Origin of the sequence: Dechloromonas denitrificans (assembly GCF_020510685.1) — a bacterium.
GTDB lineage: Bacteria > Pseudomonadota > Gammaproteobacteria > Burkholderiales > Rhodocyclaceae > Azonexus > Azonexus denitrificans_A.
In genome coordinates, this window is record NZ_CP075185.1 from 2812275 (window position 1) to 2825524 (window position 13250).

10 protein-coding genes are annotated in these 13250 nt (G+C 63.3%); 5 read left to right on the plus strand and 5 right to left on the minus strand.

The genetic code is table 11. The features are described from left to right. Positions 1-109 precede the first annotated feature (109 nt). The 3 genes from KI611_RS13460 to KI611_RS13470 all read left to right on the plus strand — a co-directional run bounded on the left by KI611_RS13460 (position 110) and on the right by KI611_RS13470 (position 6840). Positions 110-5782: an alpha-2-macroglobulin family protein gene (locus KI611_RS13460; RefSeq protein WP_226416168.1), complete on the plus strand. Its 5673-nt coding sequence runs from the start codon at positions 110-112 to the stop codon at positions 5780-5782. Between the two features lie 69 nt (positions 5783-5851). Further along, positions 5852-6157, plus strand: a complete 306-nt coding sequence (locus tag KI611_RS13465) for a YciI-like protein (protein ID WP_226416169.1) — start codon at positions 5852-5854, stop codon at positions 6155-6157. A gap of 134 nt (positions 6158-6291) precedes the next feature. Beyond that, positions 6292-6840, plus strand: coding sequence for a GNAT family N-acetyltransferase (locus KI611_RS13470; protein ID WP_226416170.1), 549 nt, complete (start codon positions 6292-6294; stop codon positions 6838-6840). A 110-nt stretch (positions 6841-6950) separates the two neighbouring features. On the opposite strand, the gene KI611_RS13475 is transcribed toward KI611_RS13470, so the two are convergent. From KI611_RS13475 to KI611_RS13490, 4 genes are all read right to left on the minus strand, one after another. Continuing rightward, positions 6951-8060 (minus strand): poly(3-hydroxybutyrate) depolymerase, encoded by a 1110-nt coding sequence (locus KI611_RS13475; RefSeq protein ID WP_226416171.1) that lies wholly within the window; start codon positions 8058-8060, stop codon positions 6951-6953. Between the two features lie 383 nt (positions 8061-8443). Beyond that, complete coding sequence (locus tag KI611_RS13480; RefSeq protein ID WP_226416172.1) at positions 8444-9010, minus strand: hypothetical protein; 567 nt, start codon at positions 9008-9010, stop codon at positions 8444-8446. Beyond that, on the minus strand, positions 9007-9408 hold the full coding sequence (locus KI611_RS13485; protein ID WP_226416173.1) for a L,D-transpeptidase: 402 nt from the start codon (positions 9406-9408) through the stop codon (positions 9007-9009). The genes KI611_RS13480 and KI611_RS13485 overlap by 4 nt, the downstream gene beginning before the upstream one ends. Before the next feature lie 138 nt (positions 9409-9546). Then, positions 9547-10767 (minus strand): MFS transporter, encoded by a 1221-nt coding sequence (locus tag KI611_RS13490; RefSeq protein WP_226416174.1) that lies wholly within the window; start codon positions 10765-10767, stop codon positions 9547-9549. A gap of 72 nt (positions 10768-10839) precedes the next feature. On the opposite strand from KI611_RS13490, the gene KI611_RS13495 reads away from it, so the two are divergent. Further along, complete coding sequence (locus tag KI611_RS13495; RefSeq protein WP_226416175.1) at positions 10840-11655, plus strand: AraC family transcriptional regulator; 816 nt, start codon at positions 10840-10842, stop codon at positions 11653-11655. Between the two features lie 8 nt (positions 11656-11663). Here KI611_RS13495 and KI611_RS13500 read toward each other — a convergent pair whose 3' ends face one another. Next, on the minus strand, positions 11664-12461 hold the full coding sequence (locus KI611_RS13500; protein ID WP_226416176.1) for an alpha/beta hydrolase: 798 nt from the start codon (positions 12459-12461) through the stop codon (positions 11664-11666). 203 nt (positions 12462-12664) lie between these two features. On the opposite strand from KI611_RS13500, the gene KI611_RS13505 reads away from it, so the two are divergent. Then, the gene (locus tag KI611_RS13505) at positions 12665-13090 is read left to right on the plus strand and encodes a VOC family protein (RefSeq protein WP_226416177.1); all 426 of its coding nucleotides are present in this window, start codon (positions 12665-12667) and stop codon (positions 13088-13090) included. Positions 13091-13250: the final 160 nt, after the last annotated feature.

Here is a 13250-nt window from a genome sequence, read left to right on the forward strand (position 1 = left end):
TCGATAAAACGCGGAGGATAGCCGGGCCGGGCAGCGATGTCGATTGCCCCGCCATCTGTGGCAATATCGCTGATGCCCTGGGCATTCCCAACTTTTGGCGCGACCACCGATGAAAACTGCTCACACCCTTGCCCTGTCCGGGCTTCTGCTCGCCGCGCTCGGCAGCCAGGCCGCTACCGTTCAGCAATTCCAGCCGCAAGGCCAGGTGGCCGAACAAAGCCGGGCCACCGTGCGCTTCAGCAGCGACATGGTCAAGTTGGGCGAGGCCGACGCCGCGCCGCCGTTCGTCATCGACTGTGCCGGCATTGCCGGTGAAGGCCGCTGGATCGACAGCCGAGCCTGGGCCTGGCAGCTGGCCCGGCCTCTGCAAGCCGGCGAGCGCTGCAGCTTTTCGCTGAAACCCGGCTTGACCGCCGTCAATGGTGAAGGGGTCAGCGGCAAGAGCCGTTTCGAGTTTGTTGGCGCGGCGCCCCGCCCGTGGCGAATCCAGCCGAGCGCCGGCGCGGCCATCGAGGAAGACCAGGCCTTCGTCATCCATGGCGGCGGGCCGCTTGACGGCAAATCGCTGGAAGGCAATCTGTGGTGCGAAGCCGACGGCGTCGGCCAGCGCATTCCGGCCCGCCCGGTGAGCAAGGAAATCCGCGCCGCAGTGCTCGACCAGATTGGCGGCATGCCTGCCACGTCGATCGTCGTCAGCTGCAGCGAAAGCCTGCCGGCCGGCCGCAAGATGAAGCTGGTCTGGGGCAAGGGCATCCGGGCGGAGAACGGCACGCCGACCGGCAAGGAAGAAAGCTTCCTTTACAAGGTGCGCGAACCGTTCAAGGCGACCCTCGGCTGCGAACGCGAAAAGGCCGGCGCGCCGTGCTCGCCGCTTTCGGCGATCACACTGAATTTCAATGCCGCCTTCGCGGCCAAACTGCTCGGCAAATTCCGGCTGGTCACCGGCGACGGGCCGCGCGCCCCGCTCGACCCCAACCAGAAGAACAACGAGAAGGAAGCGGTCTTCCAGTCCGTCACCTTCCCCGGCCCATTCCCGCAGAACGCCGAACTCACCGTGGAAATTCCCGCCGGCCTGAAGGACGAAGCCGGTCGCCCGTTGGCCAACGCCGCCAGCTTTCCGTTGAAGAGCCGGACCGGCAGCCTGCCGCCGCTCGCCAAGTTCCCCGGCAATTTCGGCATTGTCGAACTGAAAGAAGGCGGCCTGCTGCCGGTGACGCTGCGTAATATCGAAGCCAGCCTGAAAACCGCCCACCTCACCCTGCCAGGCAGCCACCGTTTCAGCGCCCAACGGCTGACCGAAGACGCCGACGTGATCGTGGCGATGCAAGCGCTGGAAAAATTCGAGCAGCAGACCGGCAAAGTCCGGATGACCATCGACGGCGTCAGCGAATTGCGCTTCGACCCGTATTACGCCCGCGAACTCTCCTTCCTCGCCAAGCGCCCCGGCGTCACCCGGCAGGATCTGCCGAAGCCCGGCGGCAGCGGCGAATTCGAGGTGGTCGGCATCCCGCTCGGCAAGCCCGGCTACCACATCGTCGAAATCGAGAGCCAGTTGCTCGGCAACGCGCTGCTCGCCACCCCGAAGCCGATGTACGTGCGCACTGCGGCGCTGGTCACCAACCTCGCCGTGCATCTGAAAACCGGCAAGGACAATGCGCTGGTCTGGGTCACCGCGCTCGATTCCGGCCAGCCGGTGGCCGATGCCGAGGTGCGCATTTCCGGCTGCGACGGCCGCTCGCTGTGGCAGGGTAAGACCGATCGCCTCGGCCGCGCCGCGGTCGATCAGGCCCTGGCCGCCCCGAACTGCCGCAACAGCGGCAATTTCCTGTTCGCCAGCGCCCGTTTGAACGGCGACTACAGCTTCGTTCGGTCCGACTGGAACGAGGGTATCGAGCCATGGCGCTTCGGCGTCGAAACCTGGGGTTCGACCGGCGACTTCAAGATTCACAGCATCCTCGACCGAAGCCTGTTCCGGCTCGGCCAGACGGTGTCGCTGAAACACATCGCGCGCAGCCGCACCAGCCGCGGCTTTGCCCTGCCCGACCTGGCCACGCTGCCCGACAAGCTGGTCATCCGGCACCGCGAGAGCGGCACCGAGTTCACCCAGCCGGTGAACTGGGATGCCCAGGCATCGGCCGTCAATAGCTGGAAAGTGCCGGAATCGGCCAAGCTCGGCACCTACGAGATCGCCCTCAGCGGCGGCAAGCGGGGCGAAATCAGCAGCGGCGAAATCCGCGTCGCCGACTTCCGCCTGCCGGTGTTCACCGGCAGCGTGCAAGGCGTGCCGCCCCGCCAGGTGGCCCCGGCCAAGGTGCCGCTGGCACTCGGCCTGTCCTTCCTGAACGGCGGCGCGGCGAAGCATGCCGAGGTCCAGGTATCGGCCACACTGCGCCCGCGCTGGCCGAGCTACCCGCATTACGACGGCTACAATTTCCAGATCAATTTCGATGCCGATGCCCTCGCCGCCTTCAAGGTGGACAACGGCCGCGAAGAAGAAACGCTGATCCTCGACAAGCAAGCCGTGCAACTCGACAAGGCCGGCGCCGGCAAGCTCGATGTGGTGCTGCCGGCCAAGCCGAAAGGCCCGAGCGAAGTGCATGCCGAAATGAGCTTTGCCGACCCGAATGGCGAAATCCAGACGATCGGCGGCCGCGTCGAGCTGTGGCCGGCCGCCCTCGCCATCGGCCTCAAGGTGGCCGACTGGGCGTCGTCCTCGGGCAGCAACCGGGTCGAAGTGGTGGTTCTCGACACCGCCGGCAAGCCGCTGGCCGGTCAGGCGGTCAACGTCAAGGCCAAGCGCCGCATCGACACCAGCCACCGCCGGCGCATCGTCGGCGGCTTCTACGCCTACGAGAACAGCACCGAATACAAGGAGATCGGCGAAGTCTGCGCCGGCACCACCGACAGCCGCGGCCTGCTGCTCTGCGAGCCGAAAGCCAGCGATGCCGGCTCGATCTACCTGCTCGCCGAGACCAAGGACAAACAAGGCAATATCGCCCGCGCCGGCAGCAGTTACTGGGTCACCGGCGGCGGCGACCTGTGGTTTGCCGCCGGCAACCAGGATCGCATCGATGTCATCCCGGAAAAGAAAGCCTACCAACCCGGCGAAACGGCCCGCTTCCAGGTGCGCACGCCGTTCCGCGAGGCCACCGCGTTGATCTCGGTGGAAGCCGGCGGGGTCATCGAAAGCTTCGTCCAGCCGTTGTCGCGCTTCAAGCCGACGGTCGAAATCCCGGTCAAGGCCGAATGGGGGCCGAACGTTTTCGTTTCGGTGCTCGCCGTGCGCGGCCGGGTCGAGCCGCTGAAGTGGTATTCGCTGTTCCAGTGGGGCTGGCGCGAGCCGCTGGCCTGGTTCAAGGAATGGTGGAACCCGCAGCAACCGACAGCCATGGTCGATCTGGCCAAGCCGGCCTACCGCCTCGGCCTCGGCGAAATCGCCGTGGGTACCGACGGCTTCAAGCTGAAAGTGGAAATCAGCAGCGACAAGACCGATTACCGGCCGCGCGAAGAAGCCACCGTCAAAATCCGCGTCACCACGCCGGATGGCAAGCCGGCCCCGGCCGGCAGCGAAGTCGCCTTTGCCGCGGTCGATCAGGCGCTGCTCGAACTGCGCCCGAACGACAGCTGGAACCTACTCGACGCGCTGCTGCAAAAGCGCGGCTACGAAGTCGAAACGGCCACCGCGCAATCGATGGTGATCGGCAAGCGCCACTTCGGCAAGAAAGCCCTGCCGCCCGGCGGTGGCGGCGGCCGCGCCCCGGCCCGCGAACTGTTCGACACGCTGCTCAAGTGGCAACCGCGCGTCGTCCTCGACAATACCGGCACGGCAACGCTCAAAGTGACGATGAACGACTCGCTGACCGAGTTCAAGCTGGTCGGCATCGCCACCGCCGGAGCCGGGCTGTTCGGCACCGGCAGCACGACGGTGAAGACCAAGCAGGATTTGCAGATCATCTCCGGCCTGCCGCCGCTGGTCCGCGAAGGCGACAGCTTCAAGGCGATGCTGACGCTGCGCAACGGCACCGCCCGCCAAATGGTCGTCGCGGTCAGCGGCAAGAACGGCGCAACGACGCTCACCACGCAAAAAGTCACGCTGGCCCCGGAAGGCGCTGGCGAACTGAGCTGGCCGATCAAGGCGGCCGAAGGCGTCACCGCCCAGCAATGGGAATTCGCTGCCCGTGAGGAAGGCGGCAACAGCCAGGACACGCTGCGCATCACCCAGCAGATCGCCCCGGCCGTGCCGGTCACCGTGCAGCAGGCCAGCTTCACACGCATCGCCGGCAAATACGAAGTGCCGGTAACGCAACCGGCCGGCGCGCTGCCCGGCAAGGGCGGGCTGGAAATCAGCCTGTCGCCCAAGCTCGCCAGTCCGCCGCCCGGCCTGACGCGCTTCTTCGAGGAATACCCCTTCTCCTGCCTGGAACAGAAGACCTCGATCGCCGTCGGCCTGCTCGACGAAAAGCGCTGGCAAGCCATCGCCGAGACCCTGCCCGGCTACCTCGACCACAATGGGCTGGCCAGCTACTTCCCCGGCAGCCCCGGCAGTGCCACGCTGACCGCCTATATCCTCGACCTGGTCACGCTGGCCAGCTTCACCATTCCCGAAGACAGCCGCCAGCGCATGCTGCAGGGCCTCACCGCCTATGCCGAGGGACGCATCAAGACCAACGAATGGGCGCCGACCGACAGCCTGCTGTACCGCCGCCTGAACGCCCTCGAAGCGCTGACCCGGCAAGGCAGCAAGCCGACCCGGGCCGCCGCCGCGCTCGACATCGACCCGCTGCGCCTGCCGACGGCCGCGCTGATCGACTGGTATCTGGTCAGCCTGCGCCTCGCCGATCTGCCACAACGCGACAGGAAACTGGCGGCGACCCGGCAGGAACTGCGCAACCGCCTGAGCTACGCCGGCAGCCGCCTGGTCTTCACCAGCGAACGTGAGGACTACTGGTGGTGGATGATGCTCAACGCCGACGCCAACGCCTTCCGGCTGATCGAAGCGATGCTCGACGATGCCGAGTGGCAGGACGACCTGCCGCGTCTGCTGCAGGGCGCCATGGAACGCCAGGTGCGCGGCCGCTGGCTGACCACCACGGCCAACGCCTGGGCGCGCGTGACGCTCGACCGCTTCGCCCGGAAGTTCGAGCGCGAAGCAGTCACCGGCACCACGCTCGCCAGCTTCGCCAAGGCCAGGGCCGAACACGACTGGAAGCAGGCCGCCGGCACCCCGCTCAACCTGCCCTGGCCAGCCACGCCGGGCAAGGACGACAAGCTGGCGATCAGCCACGAAGGCAGCGGCAAACCGTGGGCCACCGTCCAGCTACTCGCCGCCATCCCCGACGGCCCGGCGCGTAATGCCGGCTACCGGATCAGCCGCAAGGTAACGCCGCTCCAGGAAAAGCTGCCGGGCAAGATCAACCGCGGCGACCTCTGGCGCGTCACACTGACCGTCGACGCCGACAACGACATGACCTGGGTCGCCCTGACCGACCCGGTCCCGGCCGGCGCCCGCATCATGGGCGACGGCGACGGCCGCGACTCGGCCATCGCCAGCCTCGGCGAAAACCGCGACCAGCGCGGCATGGCGCCAACCTACGTCGAACGCAGCTTCAGCGCCTACCGCGCCTACTACGCCATGCTGCCGAAAGGCCGCTTCACCATCGACTACACCCTGCGCCTGAACAACGCCGGCAGCTTCGCGCTACCGCCGACGCGGGTGGAAGCGATGTATGCCCCGGATGTGTTTGGCGAGGTGCCGAATGCACGAGTCCATGTGGACGAGTGAACTCTTCGTCATGTCTTGCAACGAGCCAGCCCACGCACTTAATAGCCGATCATTACTTTGGAGCATGCGATGCACTACCTAATGTTCTATGACTTCGTACCCGACTATCTTGAACGCAGAACTCCGTTTCGGACGGCACATCTCCAACACGCCTGGCAAGCCCAAGCCAAAGGAGAACTTGTTCTTGCAGGCCCTTTGGCCGACCCTGCAGATCGTGCCGTACTCCTGTTTCAATGCGACTCACCCGACACCCCCGCGCAATTCGCAGAAGCTGATCCCTATGTGAAGCACGGTATCGTGACGCGCTACCAGGTACGCCCCTGGACAACGGTCATTGGCAAAGAGGCGTTTTTACCCGTCAGACCCGATGCTTAACCATCGAGTCGTTCTGACCGTGAGTAATCGTCTCCCCGAAGTGAGATGCCCTCCCTAAAAAAACCCCCTCTCCGTTTTTCTGACGGAGTTTTTCTACATCTTCGTTATCCATCTCTACCGAACATATTGATTACATGGAATCCATAGTCCTTACCGACGCAACGCCACGCGATATTGACCAGATCATGGACATGGAAGCCCACGGGTTTGCCACGGGAAACAGGGAGCTTCGCGAAGTCTATGAGGCGCGAATCAAAGCCTTCCATCAAGGATCGCTTATGGCCCACTTCGGGGCTGATTGTATTGGCTGCATCTTCTCGGAAATATGGAAGGCGTCGCCAGCTCCAATCGCGGAGCACTTTGCTTTAAGCCACGACATCCTTGATCGTCACGCCCCACTGCTTGGAACCGAGCTCTACATTACGTCGATGACAATTGCTCCGGCCTACCGCGGCAGAGGTCTTGGCACGCAACTGTTTCTTGGCTGCATTGACCATGTTGCCAGAGCATTTCCACAGCTCACTTCGGCGTTGCTACTCGTAAATGAAACATGGAGGCATGCACGAAGCATCTATGGGGCTGCGGGGTTTCAGGAGGTTGCACGATTCAAGCACTTCTTTAACCCAAATAAAACGACGTACGAGGATGGCATTGTTATGCGCCGTCAAATTCAGAGAGTCTGATTCCAGCAGAACCAAAGTGGGCAGAGACGATAAAGTTTTAAACCGTCCCCCCACCAACCATTCGATTTAACCTGCCGGCAGTCCGACCCCGCCGGCAGGTGCCGGCCAACTCAATGCCTACCCGAACTCAAGCGATCGACCATGCCGCGCAAGGCGCGAATCTGTACGCCTTGCCGGTCGGCGTAGTGCTGGTCGGTGTAGCCCCACCAATCCCAGCAGCCGTTGGGGTTGACGGCGGGAATGGAGACGGCCTGCGGGAATAGCACCACGATGTTGTTATTGGCCGCCACACGGTCGTAGCCGGCGTTCTTGACGAAGGTGGTTCCGTTGTACAAACCGCCACCGGGCGGCGGCTTGAGCGGCAGGTAGCTTTGCCCCTGCTTGCAGCCGTGCAGGGCGATGTGCAGGCGGCAGGCAGCGCCCCTGGCGCAATTGTCGGGTACATACAGCCAGCCGCTTTGATCCAGCCCGGAATGCCAGAGGAAGCTGAACGCGCCATCCTGCGGAATGAAGGGGGTCTGATCGATCTCGATGAACCGCCCGCGCGCGCGTTTTACCGGCGCTTTCAGCGGCCCGTAGATCCAGCTGAGGATCGCCTGGGCGCTATCGAAGCCGCATTTGCCGAGATAGGGGACATCGGTCACCGCGCAGGCGCTGCCGTAGGCCTTGGTCGGCAGGGTATGGCCGGCGTTTTCGAGGGTCACGGCGGAATAATTGGCGGCCGGGACAGCGAGCTTGGCGTAGTAGTCGGCGAGTTGTCTGGTCACCGGTGCCGGCACCAACGGGTCCTTGCCGCCGGCCAGCGAAATGATGCGTTGCCGGCTCAGGTTGGCCGGATCGTCGATCAGCCCGCCGGCAAAGCTCGCCTTGGTGCCATCGACCAGCGTCGAAACCTGCGCGCTGGTCGGCGTAACCTCGCAGGCCAGGTTCGGCTCGCCGGTACAGGAGCACTTGGTGGTTGCTTTAACCACATCGTTTTGCGAACAGTTGTAGGGGCCGCCGGCGACGATGCCCGCCCCCTTGATGATCGAAGAGTGGGCCACCTGAAACTGGACCGACATGAAGCCGCCGGAGGAAATGCCGGATACCGAGGTCTGCTGGATATCGATATTCAAGGCCGGCAGCGGTTCCGGCGCCGCCTGACAGACCAGCGCGACAGCAGCGAGCAGGACGAAGGGGGGTTTCCAGATGCGGGGAAGATAATTGGGACGATGGGGCATGGCATTTCTCCGAAAAAGCTGGCGAAACGGGCCACCTGGCCGGCAAACGACAACCGGGAACGAGCTGCGTGGCGCCAGAAAGACGATTGGAATGCGGGTTGGCCATTTTTCGGTCACGGCTCAAGCAGAACCAGCCCGGCGCAATTCGGCCTACCCAAAATCAATATAGCGGCCAAAACGGAGAATGCTAGCGTCGTATGAATGATGCCGGGAACCGCCCCCGGCCTGCCCGGTAGCAGGCGGATTCGGGTCTGCATGCCAAAGAAACAACCGGAGTCAGCCCTCAATTACTCCGACAGTGCCAGCCACCTGATCGGCCGAGTATTTGTTGCTGATCAGGGAAAAATAATTGATTGACGCCCAGCGCCAACACGTCAATTCGATCAACGCTGCGCCAACGCTTCACAGCCGCCTTCCAGCTTGACGAAGGCGTTGATCGATGTCCCCACCTCGGCGGCGTACCCGTCGTAGGACGCTGCAATAGCTGACCTTTTCTCTGTCGTGCGAAAAACCATTGCTGGGGGCGCTTCGGCGACGATGCGGTCCTTGATTTCCAAGATTCCCAGTATTTGCGGAAATTCGGCCTCAAATCGCTGTGACTGAATTTGTCGTTTTGCAACGATGTTCGAGAAGGTGGGCAACAACCCAGCCAAGTCTGGCGACACCAGGCATTGCTGGGGTTTTCGACCATTGGCAAAGGTGACCTGGACGGCAAACCGATCAGCCGGCTTTGATCGCTGCGCGGTTAATGTCAGCGCGTTGGTGCGGTAGGTCAGGGACATCACTTCGTCGTCCAGAATGCTGATGATCTCGGTGCCAGCAACAATCTCCCGATCCGGGCTTGCGGCAACAAGGTCATTTTTGCCAAGTTCGGTCAAACCCACCCCCGAAAATAGTCCGACCACAAAAACCAGGCCGAATAGTCCGTATCGCTTGATGGCCGGATTCATGAGACCAGCACCGTTGTGCCAACCGAGACCCATCCGTAAAGCGCTTTCGCATCGGCCTCGGCCAAGCGAACGCATCCGTGCGACCCGAACCAGTCTCCGACACTGCTGCGGGCAGTGCGCACGACGGACAATGGCACGACGCCGTGGTACTGATGCAGCGCCTTACCGTCTTGGGTAAAGAACATGGCATAGTCCATCTGCACACTATAGGTATGGCTACGGTAGGGGTGAACCTTGCGCATGACTCTGAACATCCCTCGATCCGTTGGGTGCTCATTATCGCCGGTCACGCACTCGAACCTGAAAATCCTCGTATTTCCTTCATGGGCTTCAACGATTTGTTGGGCCAGGTTCACCTTGATGGTCTTGGTTGCAGATTTCTTTGCTGGTTGAACCATGCGCGTCTCCTCAATGTCGCTATAGATAAGCCGATCCGTCATCGACGGAAACGAATACTAAAACAACAATGGCATATTGCGCGGTGATTCTTACCGGCGGGATATCGGGATCACACCCCAAACTACCGGATGCAAAAACTACGGTTTTTTGATCGTCGGCAGGAACGCCGTCAGCAAGCCGATCAGCGGCAGATAGGCGCAGACCCGATACACCGTCTCGATGCTCGTCGCGTCGGCCAACTGCCCCAGTAGCGCGGCGCCGATGCCGCCCATGCCGAAGGCGAAGCCGAAGAACAGGCCGGAGATGGCGCCGACCTTGCCGGGCAGCAGTTCCTGGGCGTAGACAAGGATGGCCGAGAAGGCCGAGGCGAGGATCATGCCGATGATCACCGAGAGGATGCCGGTCCAGAACAGCCCGACGTGCGGCAGCAGCAGCGTGAAGGGGGCGACACCGAGGATCGAACCCCAGATGACGCGCTTGCGCCCGATCCGGTCGCCGATCGGCCCGCCGGCCACGGTGCCCGCCGCCACGGCGAAGAGGAAGACGAACAGGTAGATCTGGGCGTGCGGCAGCGTCAGGCCGAACTTGTCCATCAGGTAGAAGGTGTAATAGCTGCTCAGGCTGGCCATGTAGAAGAACTTGGAGAAGATCAGCAGGCCGAGGATAGCGAGCGACCAGCCGATCTGACGGCGGGTCAGGCCGTTGGCTGCATGCGCCTTCATGCGCTTCCTGAAGTTGGCGACATGGTGGCTGGACCAGCGCCCGACGAAACTGAGCACGACGACGCCGATCAGCGCGAACAGCGAAAACCAGGCGGCGCTGCCCTGCCCGTACGGCACAACGATCAGCGCAGCGAGCAACGGCCCGATCGCCGAGCCGAGGTTGCCGCCGATCTGGAACAGCGACTGCGCCAGGCCGGGCTGGCTGCCGGCCGCCATGCGGGCGACACGCGAGGATTCCGGGTGGAAGACCGATGAGCCCATACCGATCAGCATCGCCGAAACCAGCACGGCCTCGAAGCTGCCAGCCTGCGACAGCGAGAGCAGGCCGACCAGCGTGAAGCCCATGCCGAGCGGCAGCGAGTACGGCTTCGGCCGGTGGTCGGTGTATAGGCCGATCAGCGGCTGGAGCAGCGAGGCGGTGAGCTGGTAGGTCAGAGTGATCATGCCGATCTGGCCGAAGCTCAGGTTGAGGCCGAGCTTGAGCATCGGGTAGATGGCGAGCAGCACCGATTGCATCATGTCGTTCAACAGGTGCGAGAAGCTGATCGCCGCAATCACCGGATAGGTGGTGGCATTCAGGGCGTCGGCGGCGGGCGGCGCGGCGAGATTGGCATCGGCGGTGAGGGTCTTTTCCATGATGGGTACTTCCAGATTTCCGGAATGCCAGTCTAGAATGACCGATCCCAGCATGTCCGGACAAAAAATATCGTGAAATGGACAATCGCCGGCCCAACGATGAGTTGCGGCCATGACGACGAACACCAGACCCTGCCCCACCCGGTCACCGCCAAAGCACGCAATTACCGCGGTGGCGAAACGCCGGTGCACAGCCATCTGCGGGCACAACTGATCTATGCCGGCAGCGGCGTCATGCGCGTCGAAACCGAGGCCGGCAGCTGGGTGGTGCCGCCGGTGCGCGGCGTGTGGATTCCGGCCAACACGGCGCACCGGGTGATCATGCTCGGCCCGGTCGAGATGCGCACGCTGTACATCCGCCCCGACGCGGCACCCGACCTGCCCGACAGTTGCTGCCTGCTCGACGTCAGCCCGCTGCTGCGCGCCCTGATCCTCGCCCTGCTCGACGAACCGCTGGCCTACGACCGGGCCGGCCGCGGCGGCCAGATCGCGGCGCTGGCGCTGGCCGAACTGCGTTTCCTGAGAATCCCCGCGCTGCACCTGCCGATGCCGGGCGAGCCACGCCTGCACCGGCTGTGCGAGGAACTGGTCGCCAACCCGGACAGCCGCGAAACGCTGGAGACCCTGGCCGAGCAGCAGGCGACCAGCAGCCGGACGCTGGCCCGCCAGTTCCAGCGCGAAACCGGCATGAGCTTTCGCCAGTGGCGGCAGCAGGCACGGCTGGTCGAAGCGCTCGGCCATCTGGCCAACAACGTGCCGGTCGCGCTGGTCGCCGAAAAACTTGGCTACCGCAGCGCCAGCGCCTTTACCGCGATGTTCCGGCGAACGCTGGGCATGGAGCCGCGCCGCTATTTTTCCGCCGAGCCGGCGGCCCCGTCAGCAGCCTGAGTTCCCGATCAGGTCAGGCTTTCCAGCCATTGCTGCAACTTGCCGGCAGCCTCCGGCCATTGCGGGTCGAGCATCAGCATGTGGCCGGCGCCGGGGATCACCACGGTTTTTGCCTGCCACGCGGCGGCGGTGAAATAGAGCATCGAGGCCGGGAATACCTGGTCTTGCGAGCCGCCCATGACCAGCGCCGGGATTCTTGCCCGGCGACGCGCCAGACGGAGCGGTGCCATGACCATTTCGGCCACCGACTTCTCCGATTCCGGCTGGAGCAGCGGCAGGTACTGCAGCGTTTCTTCGGCCGGCAGGCTCGGCGAAAAGTACACCTTGGCCATGGTCCGCATGGTTTTTTCGCTGGCTGTGCCATTGACCGCATTGGGCAGTTCGGCGAAAAAATCCGGCATGCTCAGCGCGAAGCGGCTGACCGTACCGGCCGTACCGGTTGGCGGCACCGGTGCCAGGAAAGCGACGGCGCTGGCCGTTCCCTGTTCGAGAAAGCGCTGGCAGACCAGGCAGCCCATGGAATGGGCAATCAGCACCGGTACTTCGGGCAGCGCGGCGACCGCCGAGGACAGATCGGCGACATAGTCGTCGAGGCCGAATTCATCGAGGCGTTCGCGCCCCGGACTAGCGCCGTGACCGGAAAGGTCGACCGCGTAACAGTCGTAACCCCGTTCCTGAAAGTAGGGAATGAAACGCACATTCCAGCAGGCCGCATTGCTGTAGCCGCCGTGCACGAAAAGTAGCGGCGGCTGGCCGCCGGGCCGGGCGGCCGGATGATGGTGAATCTGGACAGTTGGTCTGGGCATGTCTAATGTTCGAGAAAAGACGCGGGTTAGAGACAGCTTCGGTTGGTCACCGCAAATGACAAACCGGAAAATCACTGCGGTTTTAACACAGATATTTTACTTTTCCGCTGACAATTACCGTCGCCAACACGGTATCCCAATGGCCAACCGAGCTTGGGCAAATGGCCGGCGCGTACTCAATCCTTGCTGAATTCGAGGCTTTCATGAAACAGAGCATCAGCTTCATCACACTCGGCGTCGCCGATCTGGCCCGCAGCCGGGCTTTCTATCAGGCACTGGGCTGGCGCGAATCATCGGCCAGCCAGGAGGGAATAGCCTTCTTTCAGGCTGGTTCGCTGGCCTTTGCCTTGTTCCAGCGGGATGCGCTGGCCGAGGATGCCAACGTGCCGGCCACCGGCAGCGGCTTTGCCCGCTTTACGCTGGCCCATAACGTGGCCTCCGAAGCGGCCGTGCAGGCTTTGCTCGATGAAGCGGTGGCGGCCGGTGCGACCCTGGCGCGGCCGGCCGACAAGGTCTTCTGGGGCGGCTTTCGCGGCTACTTCGCCGACCCCGACGGCTTTCTCTGGGAAGCCTGCTACAACCCGTTCGTGACGCTGAATGCCGACGGTACGATCCGCCTTACGGATTAAGATCGACGACGTCTTCGCCCCCCATCGAGATCGGTCTGATCGGGCTTTTCGGGAACGGCAACCTCCGTCTCTGAGCAAGCCGGCAATGTTCGGTCGAAGGTGAAGATACAAATTCGGCTTTACTCGAACGGAAAAAACGATTAAAAGCTGCTGCAAACTC

What these genes read in the sequence shown, in the direction of transcription:
- KI611_RS13460 (WP_226416168.1), top strand. Translation starts at nt 110, where the DNA reads ATGAAAACTGCTCACACCCTTGCCCTGTCCGGGCTTCTGCTCGCCGCG.
- KI611_RS13480 (WP_226416172.1), bottom strand. Translation starts at nt 9,010, where the DNA reads ATGAATCCGGCCATCAAGCGATACGGACTATTCGGCCTGGTTTTTGTG.
- KI611_RS13500 (WP_226416176.1), bottom strand. Translation starts at nt 12,461, where the DNA reads ATGCCCAGACCAACTGTCCAGATTCACCATCATCCGGCCGCCCGGCCC.
- KI611_RS13490 (WP_226416174.1), bottom strand. Translation starts at nt 10,767, where the DNA reads ATGGAAAAGACCCTCACCGCCGATGCCAATCTCGCCGCGCCGCCCGCC.
- KI611_RS13505 (WP_226416177.1), top strand. Translation starts at nt 12,665, where the DNA reads ATGAAACAGAGCATCAGCTTCATCACACTCGGCGTCGCCGATCTGGCC.
- KI611_RS13475 (WP_226416171.1), bottom strand. Translation starts at nt 8,060, where the DNA reads ATGCCCCATCGTCCCAATTATCTTCCCCGCATCTGGAAACCCCCCTTC.
- KI611_RS13465 (WP_226416169.1), top strand. Translation starts at nt 5,852, where the DNA reads ATGCACTACCTAATGTTCTATGACTTCGTACCCGACTATCTTGAACGC.
- KI611_RS13470 (WP_226416170.1), top strand. Translation starts at nt 6,292, where the DNA reads ATGGAATCCATAGTCCTTACCGACGCAACGCCACGCGATATTGACCAG.
- KI611_RS13485 (WP_226416173.1), bottom strand. Translation starts at nt 9,408, where the DNA reads ATGGTTCAACCAGCAAAGAAATCTGCAACCAAGACCATCAAGGTGAAC.